The organism is Paenibacillus polymyxa, assembly GCF_001719045.1.
GTDB classification, from domain to species: domain Bacteria; phylum Bacillota; class Bacilli; order Paenibacillales; family Paenibacillaceae; genus Paenibacillus; species Paenibacillus polymyxa_B.
Genome location: NZ_CP015423.1, coordinates 4,129,663 through 4,144,758, shown reverse-complemented (window position 1 = coordinate 4,144,758; position 15,096 = coordinate 4,129,663). Strand labels below are relative to the sequence as shown.

Below are 15,096 nucleotides of genomic sequence, written 5' to 3'. Positions count from 1 at the left end.
GCTATGCGCCACCTCCTAAATATCTATCCTGGGTTGTATGTTCAATTTCATAGAGGGTCATAGACTCAACTTCAGCAATGGTCAGGTAGCGTAATTTGTACTCCACCGCCATGTGAGCGGGCTTGATCTCCTCGATGGCTGCTTTAAGGTCTTCCACGTTGGGCGGAATCCCAATGGTATCGATAAATTTGACCGTAAATCCCCATTCGGCGGGATGAAAAGTGACATCTACCGTGCCTCCGTCGTACGCTTCAGCTACATTTTTGACAAGCCGGCCGGAAAAGGTTCCTGCCCCTCGCAGCTTCGATTCCACCACAGCACGCCGTTGGTCCAATGGCTTCGCCAGGTCGGTTTCGATCCCCAGCTCCATTTCCCAGCGTTCCAACCCCCATGTGGCGGTACGTACAAAAAACTGTCCCACCGTTGCATCCATTGCAAGATACAAGGCGTCCAATTCGCTTCCTTTAGCATCCATATCGGAACGCATCACACGTGAGGTTTCATAATAGGCAGGCAAATAGGAAAGCAGCTCGCGTCCCCGCTCGCTGCTCATTTGGCCCACTGTATCTCCCTCTATAGTTACCCGATTAACAAAAGTGTCACTACGGTTTGCACGTTTTCCCTGGTCTGGGTTATTCAATAAATCTTCAAAGCTGTTCGTTCCATTGTTACTCACTGACGCTCACCGTCCCCAGCACTGCCACCTGACCTGATCCAATCTCAATATTCTGATTGCTCTGTCCATTGATTTTCAGTTCAGAGAAATCAATAATAATTGGAATGTCGAGCAAAACAGCAGAAATCCGGGTATACCGTACCAACGGGTCTTCCTTGTAAAAAGCAAGCTGCTTCAAATACGTCCGCACACCGCTTTCGATCAGCTTTTTGATTTCATCCAATGTGGACGGCTTCTCTTTGGTACGCTGTACCTTGACTGAGATGTTAATTTCCACTTCTGTCGCTGGCATGATCGTCACCACAGGACCCGCTGGTGCCAGCCCTTCTCCTTGCCCATCCTGCGTCGGATCAATATACTTTTGCACCGCAGCCACGATATCCGGGCTGGCTGCTCGTTTGTCCGTATCCAGTACATATAACCCCACTGTTCCTGGCCCTTTCCAGAGCGGAACAACTTCTACGCCACCCACTCCAGCAATTTCATTCGCCCACTGGGTATACTGCGCCTTGTTGCCGCTTGTGCCTTGGTTCCGCACCTTGGCATAAAAACGCTCCAGCAACAGCTGGTCGCTCTCAACGTCTGTACCGCTTTTTGTTTCCTCCGTATTGATCACAGAGGCGACCCCGCTAACTGGGGTTGCCATCACTTGGATGACACCCGCAGGCACATTGCCGCTACGCCCGGGATTGACCGCCCGAATAGCTGCTTCCCCAACACCTTGTTCATCCAGCGTGACCGATGCCGTGGTCGCATATTCAATGGAAGCTTCCCCGGATACATCATCTGCCGGGGTCGCCACCAGCGTTCCCGCCGGAACGGTCGTTCCCGCTGTGCCCTTGAACGTGACCATACCTGAGGCAGCAACCGCTTCTCGCCGTGTCACCCCATGCTCTGCTGTCCGCAAATCCAACTCCGGCGAGCGAAAATCCGGATTATCGCTGGCTGCGGTGCTGGCAAAGCCACGTCGCAGTAGCTCCTGCGCCCAGATTGCGGCTTCGGATAGCATAAAAGCCACTGGCGCCTGTGCATCCCAAATAAAAGAGCCCTCGGACTTATCCATGTCCGAAGGCACTTTTTCCAACATCCGATTTAAAATTCCCTCTTCCGTCTGGTCTACCAAATATTCCGGCAAGTCTGCCATTAGATCACCACACTTTCCACAATTTCCGTTTCATCTCGCACGTTCGTAATCTGGCAGCTAAAATGGCACGCCTCACCTTGCCAGCGAAACGTGAATTGATCCACACTAGCCGTACGTGCATCTGCTAGTAACGCCTCCGTGACCATGCGTTTAATTTCACTTTCCTGCACACCGTGCCCATAACTGCTGCCAATCAGCTCCTCCAGCTCGCTACCATAGTCAGGTGAATAGATCACATGCCGGTAGCGAGGAGTGCGAATGGCTTTTTCACACCACTGTACCCAGGCTTCTTTCTCGCCTGTAGTCACGATTTTACGGCTAGGACTCATGACAAACTCGCCAGCCTCAAAATCAAACCGCCAGCTTCGCCCAAATACTGCGCGGTTATCCTCCAGCACATCCGGGTCGGTCATATCCGTGTCTGTCCAGATCATATCATCTGTTTCGGGAAATAAATTAGCCACGTCCACTCACCACCTTGCACACAACAACTACATCGTTACCGCTATTCACCCGAACCGCAAGTACACGATCTCCGGGCTTAAGACCTTCGTTCAAGCTAAGATTCACATCCACCAGCTCGTCCTCCCCAATATAAAAGGAAGTTTTCAGCTCTTTTCCTTCCCAATTTTCCGATTCAACTGCGGTTGAGGTGCCTTTATACATATGACGTGGTACAGACAGCAGCCCCGGTAGCTCGGCGACCAGATAATCCTGAAGCTCATGTTTAAAATCGTCCAGCTTGAGTCCCGTGGAGGTGATCGTTCCTAGTACCGCGCCTACCCCACTCAGTGCTTGCTTGGTATGCTTATGAAATGAAGATTGCAGCGCAGTAGCCAAATGCCCATAGGGGTCCTTATTCAAGGTAAAACCTCCTTTTTACATCGTCATACGTTCCGAGCTCCAGCGACATACTGCCAGGGTTGCCCAATTCCCTGCTCACCGAAATGACCAATAACTTTACGGAGCCTAACATTATCGCGTCTCCTGCTCGGATCGTATTCATATCCGGCGCATTTACTGATATCGTTTGCTGTATGCCTCTCAGCTTACTTTTGGCCAACTCACGTGCTGCTGCACCAGACTTGACTTCGTCATCCTGTACGATCACCTGAAGTGTCCCATATTTGGCAATGTCCTTCTCCTCAAGCGCCATCACCTTGGACGGTACCTCATTGCCTGATTCACTAGCAGCCGTAGCCAGTACCTTCACTCTTGTGGCCGCACCTTCCAGCGTACGGGATTGAGTTGTATCCGTGACTCTCTCCAGAGCATACACATCTTTGTTCGTTCCCAGCTCGTACAACTCCAAGCCGGAAGAAATCATCCGTGGATGATACAGCTTTCCCCCCGCCTTTGCCGTTTCGCGCAGATCTCCCAGCATCATAGAATAAATGGATTGTGTGCGGTATACGGCGCGTCCCAGCGTTTTTTTCGTATCTGGCAATGAAGCGATTTTCAGCTTCCAGTCCCTAGCATACTTCTGAAAACGCTGAGTAGCCGTCTGCTTGGCAGGAAGTAAATATTCATCCTCGGACTTGTCCAAATACACCGTACGGTCATACAACGTCAGCGTCATACGTTTGAGCCCGTTGTTAGAGGTTTCTACTTCCCAGATCACTGCAGGGGACAACAAGGGAACATAATCTTTTTTACCATAAGGAATTCCGCTAACCCGAATAGACATCCCAGGGGAAATGGCGGGCATATCCGGCGTAACGACCAGATTGACCGTGCCCTGATAGGCGATTTGCTCCAGCGAATCCCTCAAATTAATGTTCTCCACAAGCGGCGACAAATCATATTTATCCTGTAAAATGACTTTATAGCTCATGACAGCACCAGCTTTTGCCCCGGTTTAATTGCATTCGGATTTTGTCCAATGACCTTTTTATTAAGCTGATAAATACGACTCCATTGCGAACTGTCCCCCAACTCCAACTTGGCAATTTTGGACAAGGAATCCCCCGACTTAACCGTATATGTTTTTTTCTTTTCTTTCATATCTGTGCGGGGCTTTTTGTTGACCGCAGCCGCCTTACTTCCCGTGACGCCAGCTTTTTTGGCAACTTTCATATCACTCCAGGTCCGCAGTGACAGATCAAAATTCACATCCCCATACTCGCCGCCGCGAAAGATCGAATTATGAGATGCCACAATTACTGGCACATTCACGGCTGTCTCCGTAATAATAAAACGTAGCGGGTTCTTGGATAACAAAAAGCCATTCAACGTGTTCATGGCCTCCTGCGGATCAGGGATATCTTTGTATGTGCAATACGCTGGATTGTATTCTTTCGGAAAAAAAGAAGAGAAGGAGATTTCCTTCACCTTCTCCCCTTGTGGGAAGTCAAACTCCCCATAGGATAAAATCGTCGTTGTATCAAATCCCTTTTGCCGTGAGATCGTCACTTCCTCAGGATTCACCGGAAACTGAAATTTTTTCCCTTTACCATCCGTTAAACTAAATTCCATCTCTTTCCTCCTTCCCCATTGCTACCATCTACTCCATTACATAGCTCCAGCGCCTGCTGGCTTGGTATTCTGCGTTGCACGCAAAATTTCAGCTTTGAGACGGTAGCCAATTTGCGTAATAAGCCCATCCACATCCAGCTTGTTCTCATGTACAGTGACCTGTACAGCCCCCGCAGGAAGATTGAATTGGTTGGTGGTTTCCGTTTTAAAATCCTTCAAAAAGCCAGACAGTGTTCCCATTTGTTCAGGACTGATCTGAACTACTTGAGGTGTCGGATTACCATTACCTTTGCCTTTAGCTTTGGCTCCATTATTCGCATGAGCCGCAGTATTCAGTAGTGGGTTTGGATTGACTCCCTGGTTAGCTATAGCCATCGGTCCGTAAGGATTAGGAACACCTTTTGCACCTGGTTGCGGAGGTCCATACATCACTTGAGAGCCGGGTGGTAACCCCGGAAAAGGTGGCATAGGTGTTAATGGTTTGGTAGCCACAGCTACAGCAGGTTGAGGTGGTATAACAGGTTTAGGTACTTCAGGCGGCTTAGCTGGGGCTTTCTTGGGTTCATCTTTTTTACCAAAAGAAAAGAAATCAGAAAAGCCTTTACCGAAGTCTCCAGCCTTATCCGAAAGCCAACCTGTGACCTGGGAAGCTTTTTCTCCAAGAAATTTACCAGCGGACTTCGCTTTGTCCATCATGGCTGGACCATAATCTGAGACTAATCCGCCAATTTTACCTCCTATCCAATCACCTGCCATACTCCCTAGTGTAGAGCCAATAACAGTACCTGCTCCTGGAATCACTGAACCTACAATACCACCGACGGCTCCCAATACTCCCCCGCCTATAGCAGAGCCTACAGCTTGTGAGCGTTCTTTACCAGGAGCGGACTGAGCGATATTCATAATATCCATCCCATAACTTAATGGCCCCATTAGCTTTTTCGCGCCACCTTTTAAAAGGTTCTTAAATAAGCCTGATCCAGCTTCCTCAACCGCGCCAGCAGCACTACTTGGGTTTATAATGCTAGAAGCTGCGCTAGAAACTGTATCTACGACTGAACTGCCCCCACTGATAATGTTACCTATCACTCCTTTACCGCCTTTAAAAAAATCCATTCCACCTTCCAGCATATCTCCAGTACCGCCGAAACTTTCAAAAAGTTCACCAGTAACCTTGCCTAATTCTGCTCTGTTCTCCCATATTTTTTTCGCACCATTAGCTATTTTTTGTCTTCTTGTATTTCCTCCTGCTGATTTGACCTTACCCCATTCCGTTTTAAATGCTGCTCCTTTAGTTTTTAATTCAGAAAATCCCTTCATGCCTTCGCCAAACTTTTTGACACCCCCGAGGGTATCTTTAAGATTTTCCAAAAAACCCTTTGGCTCTTCTTCTTTCGTCCCACCACCGATCTTCAGAGAGCCTAACTTAGTACTTAAATCCGCAATAGCGGCCGTATTGGCCTCTACAGCAGTAGTATTTGCTTTCAAAACCGTACTCAGATTGTTATCAGACTTAACCGGACCTGCTTTAGCAGTGCCGCTATTCACCTTCACATTTACATTCCCCGAAGCGTTAATAATCTGGGATTTGACCCGATTAATCTTGTTCAACAGATTATCCAGCCCTTTGGAGGCCATATCGTTCAGCACAATTTCCGGGGCCATGCGAGTGCGGCCGATTTTCAACACACGTCCTTGAATCCGCTCAAAATAACGTTCCATTGCGCGCAATTCTCTGTTCGCCTTAATGACGTTTTTAGGATCGATCACAAGGTTCATGCGGTAATTTAATGCTTCTGCCATCTATCATGTTCACCTCCTTGTTTATGCTTTTGAAGCTGCTATGCTATCCATTTCCTGTTCGGCAAACGCCAGCAGCAGCATGCGCTCACCGCGAGGAAGCCGCCAAAAGTCTCCGGGGCGGAGGTGGTGCCGGACCCACAAGTGGTACAGCATCGTCGTCATTCCCCCGGAGCTGATTAGTTTTTTAGATCGGCAATCTCAACGCCAAAACCGGACAGTTCCAGCACCTTATCCCCTACTGCATCCAGTTCACCCGCCAGCAGCATACGGCGGACAGACTGTTCGCCACCGGACAGCTTCAAGCGGCTTGTAATCCGGGGATCGCCCCAACCGTTAAGGGACAAGCCTTTCACTTCCAGCTTGCCGGTAGCTTCCGAAATCAACAAGGCGTTGAACGTTTCAGTATCTACCTTCTCATCTACTGCCCCCTTCACGGTTCGGCGAATCGTGCAGCGTTCACGAATGCTATCCACCTTACTGGAGGTCAGGCCGTGCAGCACAATTTTCATATCAAGGCGCTTGATACGAACCGTTTCCTCCGGTAGTTTTTCAGCGGCCTCAAACAGGCTGTCCAAAATTTGTTCTTCTGTCATATTCTCATTCAAGCTCATAAGTCATTCTCCCTTATTGTTTATTTGTATTTGGGGAACGGAACGCCTCACAGCATCCCATCCCCCGTTTCCCAATTTAGTTTGCTACAATCGGATCTAGCAGCTCATAGCCTTCAAAGGTGAAGGTCGTTTCTTCCTGTACTTCTTCACCTGCTGTCCAGTTGGCCAGTTGGATTTTGTCAGGAGTGCAACGAATAAGACGAATACTTTCATGTCCGAAGGCTTCTGGATCATCCAATTTTGTAATAATCTCAAAACGGTTAAAACCGCGACGAATCATATCGGATGTGACCTTGTAGCCACTCATCGTTCCCGTTCCCTTTTTGATACCACGCTTGTGCACCTTCCACTCGTTGCCCACGAGATTCAGCTCGCGTTTTTCCATCTCTACGCTAGCTTCCAGCTTATTGATATTCGTCTGCCACACCCCGTCCACATGCGCCTGACCATACGTACCTAAAATGACTCTTGAAGCATCCAACATTTCTTTTTCCTCCTCAAAATAATCCATAATATAGTTCGGGATTCCATAAAATCCTCGTTGTTAACAAGCTACTTCATTTCTGCCGATAGCCTGCGAAATACTTATACACGTAAAATGCTTATTTATTGCACGTAAAATGTGCCGAACAACTGCTCCATCACGTCGGTGAGCTTCACGTTCCATTGCAGGAACACTTGATCCGGCTCCGGTTTGATGACTGGCGCATCGCCGTAGTAAGCTGGGTCGAGAATGACATCGTAGCCATCTGCTTCGATGACATTGCTCAGCGACAGCTGTGCCAGGTATTCTTTGATTGCACCGATAAGCGCCAGACGACCTTCCACCGTGTTGTTGATTTTGCCAATGTAAGTCTCTTCGGCTGCACGCTGCAAGTCAGCGTTAATAGCGTCCATAACGCGGATGGAACGGATTTTCTTCCATGCGTTGTTTTGCCCAGCAGACGGGTTCACCAAGCTGTTGATGCCACGCAGCGCTTTGACCTGACGGCCGTCGAAGAACAGCAGGAAGACACCATTACGGACAGCCTGCTCCTGCTCGGAACGTGTCCAGCGGCGGGTTACATCCTCAAATGGCGTAACCGCATATGTTACCGATTGATTCAGACGTTGGCCTGCGATCAGTCCGGCTACATAAGCAGCCGTTTGGGCAGAACTGTAGTCCGTACCTGCCAGACGTACGCCTGTACCGACGTTCACGATGCCTTCATGGTTCAGTGCCAGGGAACGTGCAGAGGCCACGCTGACGGCTGTTTTGGACACATCATCTGCCGCAGAACCGCCGAATACAGCAATTACGCCTTTACCTTCGTTGCGGACACGCTTGATCCAGGCAGCGAAGCTTTGCAGCAATGCCAGATCGGCTGCATAATCCAGGGCCAAGACATTAAATTCCTGTCCTTCAAGTGCCTCCTGCATCGCGATGTAATCTGCATTAACCAGCTTGCTATTGCCGCTGTTGCCGCCAGTGAGGTGTACGCCGCTGACATCCACCGGAATGCCGCCGTCGCCGACAACCTCAGCCTTCACCCATACGTTTTCGCTGTTCTCGTTCATGGCCTTGGCAATGGAGGCAGCCGTACCGTCACTGCCTTTGTACGTACCGAGCAGCTTGGTTCCTTCATAGAGGCGCACCTCACGAGCTTGCTCATCACCCAAAGTTGGCTGTACAGTTACAGCAAAACCATTACCGCGGCTACCTGTATGCAAAGCCTTCAGGCGCAGCACATCCGCCGGTGTCTCACCGCCGCTTTTCAGCGTCACAGATGCTTCAGCAGCTGTATCATCTGCCAAACGGTAAGCTAACAGCTTTTTCGGACCGCCCAGCAAAGCCAGATACAGCGTCGAATACGCGGTCGCACCATCCAGACTGTCTCCCGAAAAGATTTGACTGATTGCCGTTTCACTGCCGATCTCTACAAACTCACGTACAGGGCCCCAATTCGCCTTAACGGGTACAACGACCGTACCACGCGACCCACCTTGAATCGCTGAAGCTGCTGCTGCCTGAAAATTCATATACAAACCCGGCAATACCGGTTTATTCGTGTTTTCCCATGTTCCGCCTGCCATAATTAGTCCACCTTCGCTTTCATAAATTGTTCGATTTTAGTGTGTGCTTCTGCTACTGTAAACAGCTTGTCCTGTGTGCCAAAAAAGGCGCCTGCCAGCACTTCTTCTTTCACGGAAAACAATTGTTCTGCGTGCTCCTTTAGCTCCTCCAGCGTATAGCGAGGGCCACTTGCTTCCTGCCCGGCATATACCGGGGCCTTCTCATGGTTTTCCAAGGTCACTCGGACCACCTCATTTCAAAATAGGATGAATTTCCACTCTGCGAATCAACGCCGCTTCCTCAGCTGGGCGCATACGCCGCTGTACCAGCATAAGCCGAAGCTGACCATCTAAAATGGCATCTGCCTGCAAATCGGCTGAAGCTTCAGCTGTAGACATATAACGGCCCTTGTCCTGATCCAGAGGAAGTTGGATTTGAGCGGCAAAGCCCTCGATCAGTGCGGAAGCTGCACGGTTTTCCTCGGTGGTGTCCGGGGCGGTAATATGCCCGATGAACCGTTTGCGCAGCTCATACATGGAGGCTCCCGCCATCCTAGTTTCGCAGCCGCTCATCCGCCATAGTACCGCTTGCCGCCCCGGCTGTGCGGGCCATGCGTCGGCGTATACCCACCACGTTTCGCCCAGTTGCTTCTGCGTCCAGCGGACCAGCGCGGCCAGCCACTCTTCCGGCTGTGCAGCACCGCTTGCTGTAGTGGCCGAACCACTTTCCGTTTCAGGCACATACACGCCAAAACGCAGCGTTCTATACGCCTTCCCCGTAACAGTGTCCAGCTTTTCTGCATCCCGCACGCCCAAATAGTGCGCGGTAAAAGCCGATGTGTCCTCACCTGCACCTGTCACTGGTTCCCGGTGCAGTCCGGCAATCAGGTCATTTGCCCATACATCAGCCTGCGCCAGTCCGGCTTGTCCTGCGTACAGCTTGATGCGAACAACCTGCCGATAGCCGGCCCAGGAAGACTTCCAGATTTCCTCGCCCAGCGCCATAACAGCATACGGCTCCTCTGCCGTCTGCGACGGTGGCTGAACATCGTATACACGCCCTTGCAGCGCTGGAATAATTTCAATGAGCTTTTGCTTAAAGGCTTGTCTCATCCTGCGGCATGCCACCTTTGCGTACCCTGCGTTCGCATGTTGTGGCTGTTCAGCCAGGCTTTTTTCCACTTCCGTGTTCTCAGCCGGCGTAGCCTCGTACTCATGCATTGCAGCATCCCTTGCTTAGGCAACACGACTCCTCCTTTCTATTCAACGAATTCCCGGGAACCGACAGAGACGATCACCGCATGAAAAAACCGGCCCTAATGGCCGGCTAACGTTTGACTGTGTGTGTCTTCGGTATGTCCTCTTGTCTTGATTCCCGATGATATAATCTTACACCCTAATAACGAATGCGTTGCCGGGGAAATGGACGATAAAAGCAGAGACTAGGGATGATGTTCGGAGGTTTTTTGAGAACATGTGTTCCCGTAATGAAAAAAGGCCTTGATCCCTGTTATTACAGGAAATCAAAGCCTTTTAGGAAACGATTTTAAAATAGAAATGAGAACAAGTGGATAATTATTACATTAACCCAATTTTCGATCCGCGCCCTTCTGCAAGCCTGCCAGATTCAAAACGCCTTGGTCCGCCAGTGCAAGCGCCATTTTGTAAAAAGCACGCGTACGAAGCTTCGTGTACGTATCCTTGCTGACTGGCGGGTCTAACACATAATTGTAAACCTTGTAATCAAACACATCGTCATCCTTTAAATAACGTTCACGGATGAGCAGCTGTTCGCGTTCATTCAAGCGACTCACTACCGCATCCACCATTTCGCAGTAGGCCAAGCGGGCGGCAGGAGCATCTACATTATATACGGCTGTCCGAGCCGTTGGATCGCTTGTCACATTCGTTGGTCCGTTCGGGCGATCCGTATAGCCAGCAGTAATAAAGCTCTCCCGATCCATAAAAGTAATCGTTTTATAAATTCGGTATTTCTCAAACACACCCTCCAATGCATTCTGCGTTTTGCGACGGTCCAATTCGGGTAAGTTATTTCTCATGTAAAGCATCACTCCTTATCTTATGCCTTTTGACAATGATGTATTTTTAAATGAGGATTTTGCACTTCGAAGCGACTGGAATCGAATTTTGCAAAATCCTGAAATAGAAAAACGCTCGTATTTACAATTTGTTCCCCTTTTGTTCGTATCTTGAGTATAACATAACATTATTTAGGATAGGTATCCATCGTCAAAAAAAGCAGTATACCTCCAAAAACAGGATATTCGCTTCATTTTCCTATGCCATTTGGCATATTACGTGCTTTTACTATTTACCTAATGGTATAATAAAACTAATATCTATGATTCTCTTGCAGAAAGGAGTCCCCATTGTGGAACAGCCAGCATTCGGAACTTACTTAAAGCAGCAGCGTGAGCACAAACAATGGAGCATCAACCAGTTGGCAGATGCTGCAGGTATTAGCAATTCACAAATTTCCCGCATTGAAAATGGACTGCGCGGAATTCCCAAACCCTCCACTCTCCGCAAAATAGCGGACGCGCTTAGCGTATCCTATACCGAAATGATGAAGGCCGCCGGATATTGGGGAGACGATGATTCAATGGAGCAAAGTCCACATGAACTTTATCCTTCTACTGTGCCGGAATGGGCAACCTCTAAAGACCGCCGGGATTTTAAAAAAATGCTGGAGGAAGACGACGAATTAATGTTCGATGGCATTCCGCTGGATGAAAAAGATCGTCAACGGATCAAAGACGTGCTGACAGGTCTGTTCTGGGAAGCCAAGCAGATGAACAAACATAAAAAGCCCAATGAGCCCCGAACGGGCAAAGATCAGGGATAGCAGGTGAGCGTATGAACGAACTCATTCATAAACTTGTCCGAAAATACCGTACCAACTGCCCCTTCGATATTGCGAAAGCCCTAGGTATCCATATCCGATACTGCGATCTAGGCCCCACAACCAAAGGGCTGTATTACCACAAGCTGCGTAGAAGATTTATCGTTATCCACAATGGCCTCACACCCGAATGGAAACGGTTCGTCTGTGCGCATGAATTGGGACATGACCGACTGCATAAAGGCATCAGCCGCTTTTTTATGGAGGAGCATTCCTACTTTTCCCCAGGAAAATTTGAACAGCAGGCCAATCGGTTTGCCGTGCTTTTGCTGAGTGAAGGAAAACCGCCACTAGCTGACGAAACGTTGGATCACTATTTACCCCGGATCGGGCTGCCCAAAGAGACTGCCCTTTTTTTTAATCATAAATCAGAACATTAGTTCTCATTCTGTGAGCTGCTGTTGATTACTTCCTCTATAATATAGGTAACTAGACGATAGATTTAACAACCGATATATCAAAAAAATTTAATGCTTTGATATAAAATAGAAGTTATTTTTACAATCATCTGATAAAATGTGGTCGTAAGCGGTTTCTCTAATTCATTCATTTTATGGGAGGTTGAAGGAACAACATGAACTCATGGAAAAAACTCTCGTCAATCCTGACGACTGCCGCGCTTTTACTTGGGTGTCTCGGTACAGCAGCAGCAGACCCAGCAACCAATGTGGGAACAGCGGGAACGGCAACGACTCCAGTCAGCGGTAAACACATCACCATCCTACATACGAACGATACCCATGCCCACGTGGTCGCGAACGACAAGGAAATGGGATTCGCCAAGCTGGCGGGTATCATTGATCAGTACCGGGCTTCCAATCCCAATACACTACTGCTGGATGACGGGGATACCGTTCACGGAACGACCTTCGCTACTTTGGTTAACGGTGAAAGTATTGTGAAAGTGATTAACAAGCTGCGCTATGATGCTATGGTTCCGGGTAACCACGAGTTTAATTATGGTTGGAAGCATCTTGTTGAGCTAAGTAAGGAAATTCAGTTCCCTGTGCTTAGCGCCAATATTAAACAAACCGACGGAACACGTTTGTTCGAACCCTATGTTATTAAAGAAGTGGACGGCGTTAAAATCGGTATTATCGGTCTGACTACGCCAGAAACGGCTTATAAGACGAATCCCAAAAATGTTGAGGGTATTCAATTCACCGATCCTGCGGCTGAGGCCAAAGCGGCTGTGGATGAAATCCGCAGCAAAGTAGATGTCGTTGTTGTTCTTGGTCACTTGGGGCAAGATGCGTCTAGTAAAGACACCAGCCTCAAGGTTGTTAAGGAAGTGCCTGGCATTGATATTTTCATCGATGGACACAGCCATACCGTACTGGAAAAAGGCTTGGTTAGTGACAATGGTACATTGATCGCTAGCGCAGGTGAATACACCAAGTATTTGGGTGTTGTGGACTTATGGGTCGACGGCGGTAAGGTTACGCAAAAGCAAGCCAAGCTGATTGATTCGACTCAAGCAGTCGATGTTCAGCCCAACACTGAGATTGCTGCATTGATCGCCTCCATTCAAAAGGACCAGGAACCTATTCTTAAAGAGGTTGTAACGCAAACGAGTGTGGATTTGGAAGGAGCACGCGAAAAGGTACGTGCAAGTGAAACCAATCTCGGTGACTTGCTCACCGATGCTATGCGTGACGTTTCGGGAGCAGACGTGGCTTTAACGAATGGTGGCGGCATCCGGGCTTCCATCAAGACGGGGACGGTAACCAAGGGAGACATCATCACTGTACTGCCCTTCGGCAACCAGATCGTTACCCTGAAAGTGAAGGGCTCTGACATTCAGGGCGCACTGGAAAATGGTACAGCCTCCTATCCAGAGCCAAGCGGAGGTTTCCCACAGGTATCAGGTATCACGTTCAAAATAGACACATCAGCAGCCAAAGGCAGCCGTGTTCATTCCATCCTGATCGGCGGAAAAACACTTGATCCTGAGGCAACATACACACTGGCCACCAATGATTTTACTGCCGTAGGTGGTGACCAATATACGATGTTCGCTAAATATCCACAAGCAGGTATGTTCGGCTCGCTTGATGAGGCGTTAATCCGCTATATGCAAAAGGTCGGCTCCGCTAGCCTGCAAGTACAAGCGGACGGTCGCATTCAAGAAGCCAAGGCTGACGGTAAAACTTCTGTCCCTGCCACACAAGCTGCGCCGTCTGCCTCAACCGCAACACCTGCACCTGTGCAGGAAAAGCCGCAACCCGTTCCTACACCGGCTGCGAAACCAGCACCCGCAAAACCGGCGCCGGAAAAGTCTCAAACAGCCAAGCCACAGCAGACATCAAATTCTGCACAAGTTACAAATAACCATGTATATGTTGTGAAATCCGGGGATACGCTGTATGACATTTCCCGCAAACATGGTACCACCTGGCAACAGCTTCAGCAGTTGAATAAGTTGAAGAATCCTCACCGCATTTATCCGGGACAAAAGTTAGACCTCCCGGCCTAATTCAATAGCTAGCAAAAGCAGCATCCGGAATCCTAGTGGTTTCGGATGCTGCTGTATGTCAGGCGTTTTTAGATATGCGATAGTCCAAGCTCATTTGGACATCGCATATTTTTTTTAAAAGCAAACCTTTTAACCGCTGACAAGTTGTGAACCGAGAGGTATGATGGAGAAGAGTCATTCGGGCAGAGAACATTCGTCCCGATACCCATCGGGATCAGTTATATGTGTGAAAGGAGTCCTGAAATGCAATACATTATTTACGATCTTGAATTTACTGTTAGCCGCAACGCCAGATATTCCTCCGAAATCATTGATATTGGTGCCGTCAAAGTTGTTCAGGGAGACGATGGCCTATACGTTGCGGATACGTTTCACAGTTTTGTAAGACCCTCGAATCGGCCTGTACTCTCTACAGATACCGTTCAGTTCACAGGTATTACTCAACGAGATATTGATGCCGCTCCACTATTTCCTGAAGCTGTGAAGGAATTCATAGCCTGGCTCGGTACGGATTCCCCTTATTATTTATGCGCATGGGGCCCGGATGACCGTCAGAAGCTGGTATCCCATTGTCGTACCCATCATGTAGATCTCGGATGGATTCATAATACAAATGATATACAGAAGCAGATTTCCCGTCTGTTTGGTTCCAATGGAAAGTACCGTCAGTTGAGCCTGTCTCAGGCGCTGGAATTGTGCAACATTGACTTTGACGGTCAACAACACCGGGCACTGGATGATGCCGTGAACACCGCTCAGGTTTTCATGTACCATTTTGATCGTATTACATTAGTTCATAATGCTGCTGACGATGAGGAAAGCCGTGGATCGAAGCTCGTCTACTCCTCACCAGAAGAAGAACAGGAGCAGTACAGTCCTTTTGGCAATCTCGCCAACCTGTTTAAGGACCGTTAAGCGGATAGCTCCCCGGCCCGT

General features: G+C 48.8%; 18 protein-coding genes. 4 read left to right on the top strand and 14 right to left on the bottom strand.

Features of this window, described 5'->3' with window-relative positions; translation table 11 throughout:
* Nucleotide 1: 1 nt before the first annotated feature.
* From AOU00_RS18535 to AOU00_RS18475, 14 genes are all read right to left on the bottom strand, one after another.
* Nucleotides 2–676, bottom strand: a complete 675-nt coding sequence (locus tag AOU00_RS18535; RefSeq protein ID WP_069291309.1) for a YmfQ family protein — start codon at nt 674–676, stop codon at nt 2–4.
* Entirely contained in the window at nt 669–1,820 is a 1,152-nt protein-coding gene (locus AOU00_RS18530) for a baseplate J/gp47 family protein (RefSeq protein WP_069291308.1), read from the bottom strand. Before AOU00_RS18530 ends, AOU00_RS18535 begins: the two co-directional genes overlap by 8 nt.
* Complete coding sequence (locus AOU00_RS18525) at nt 1,820–2,284, bottom strand: DUF2634 domain-containing protein (RefSeq protein WP_069291307.1); 465 nt, start codon at nt 2,282–2,284, stop codon at nt 1,820–1,822. Before AOU00_RS18525 ends, AOU00_RS18530 begins: the two co-directional genes overlap by 1 nt.
* Nucleotides 2,277–2,684, bottom strand: coding sequence for a hypothetical protein (locus AOU00_RS18520; protein WP_069291306.1), 408 nt, complete (start codon nt 2,682–2,684; stop codon nt 2,277–2,279). Before AOU00_RS18520 ends, AOU00_RS18525 begins: the two co-directional genes overlap by 8 nt.
* A complete protein-coding gene (locus AOU00_RS18515; RefSeq protein ID WP_069291305.1) occupies nt 2,677–3,654 on the bottom strand; it encodes an XkdQ/YqbQ family protein in 978 nt (325 codons plus the stop codon). Before AOU00_RS18515 ends, AOU00_RS18520 begins: the two co-directional genes overlap by 8 nt.
* A complete protein-coding gene (locus AOU00_RS18510; RefSeq protein ID WP_061830304.1) occupies nt 3,651–4,295 on the bottom strand; it encodes a LysM peptidoglycan-binding domain-containing protein in 645 nt (214 codons plus the stop codon). The genes AOU00_RS18515 and AOU00_RS18510 overlap by 4 nt, the downstream gene beginning before the upstream one ends.
* Nucleotides 4,296–4,331: 36 nt before the next feature.
* On the bottom strand, nt 4,332–6,098 hold the full coding sequence (locus AOU00_RS18505) for a hypothetical protein (protein WP_061830305.1): 1,767 nt from the start codon (nt 6,096–6,098) through the stop codon (nt 4,332–4,334).
* Between the two features lie 21 nt (nt 6,099–6,119).
* Nucleotides 6,120–6,251: a hypothetical protein gene (locus tag AOU00_RS27490; RefSeq protein WP_019686368.1), complete on the bottom strand. Its 132-nt coding sequence runs from the start codon at nt 6,249–6,251 to the stop codon at nt 6,120–6,122.
* Between the two features lie 23 nt (nt 6,252–6,274).
* Nucleotides 6,275–6,709: a phage tail assembly chaperone gene (locus AOU00_RS18500; protein WP_007429164.1), complete on the bottom strand. Its 435-nt coding sequence runs from the start codon at nt 6,707–6,709 to the stop codon at nt 6,275–6,277.
* A 76-nt stretch (nt 6,710–6,785) separates the two neighbouring features.
* Nucleotides 6,786–7,193, bottom strand: a complete 408-nt coding sequence (locus AOU00_RS18495; RefSeq protein ID WP_007429163.1) for a phage tail tube protein — start codon at nt 7,191–7,193, stop codon at nt 6,786–6,788.
* 122 nt (nt 7,194–7,315) lie between these two features.
* Nucleotides 7,316–8,782, bottom strand: coding sequence for a phage tail sheath family protein (locus AOU00_RS18490; protein WP_069291304.1), 1,467 nt, complete (start codon nt 8,780–8,782; stop codon nt 7,316–7,318).
* A gap of 2 nt (nt 8,783–8,784) precedes the next feature.
* Nucleotides 8,785–9,003 (bottom strand): YqzN/YkzM domain-containing protein, encoded by a 219-nt coding sequence (locus AOU00_RS18485; protein ID WP_013309120.1) that lies wholly within the window; start codon nt 9,001–9,003, stop codon nt 8,785–8,787.
* Between the two features lie 10 nt (nt 9,004–9,013).
* A complete protein-coding gene (locus tag AOU00_RS18480; protein WP_069291303.1) occupies nt 9,014–9,982 on the bottom strand; it encodes a hypothetical protein in 969 nt (322 codons plus the stop codon).
* Between the two features lie 362 nt (nt 9,983–10,344).
* Complete coding sequence (locus tag AOU00_RS18475) at nt 10,345–10,821, bottom strand: ArpU family phage packaging/lysis transcriptional regulator (RefSeq protein ID WP_013309118.1); 477 nt, start codon at nt 10,819–10,821, stop codon at nt 10,345–10,347.
* A gap of 332 nt (nt 10,822–11,153) precedes the next feature.
* Between AOU00_RS18475 and AOU00_RS18470 the strand changes: the two genes are divergently transcribed.
* From AOU00_RS18470 to AOU00_RS18455, 4 genes are all read left to right on the top strand, one after another.
* Nucleotides 11,154–11,627, top strand: coding sequence for a helix-turn-helix domain-containing protein (locus tag AOU00_RS18470; RefSeq protein ID WP_069291302.1), 474 nt, complete (start codon nt 11,154–11,156; stop codon nt 11,625–11,627).
* Nucleotides 11,628–11,638: 11 nt separating this feature from the next.
* Nucleotides 11,639–12,064 (top strand): ImmA/IrrE family metallo-endopeptidase, encoded by a 426-nt coding sequence (locus tag AOU00_RS18465; protein WP_069291301.1) that lies wholly within the window; start codon nt 11,639–11,641, stop codon nt 12,062–12,064.
* 194 nt (nt 12,065–12,258) lie between these two features.
* Entirely contained in the window at nt 12,259–14,160 is a 1,902-nt protein-coding gene (locus AOU00_RS18460; RefSeq protein ID WP_069291300.1) for a 5'-nucleotidase C-terminal domain-containing protein, read from the top strand.
* A gap of 243 nt (nt 14,161–14,403) precedes the next feature.
* Nucleotides 14,404–15,075 (top strand): 3'-5' exonuclease, encoded by a 672-nt coding sequence (locus tag AOU00_RS18455; RefSeq protein WP_061831175.1) that lies wholly within the window; start codon nt 14,404–14,406, stop codon nt 15,073–15,075.
* Nucleotides 15,076–15,096: the final 21 nt, after the last annotated feature.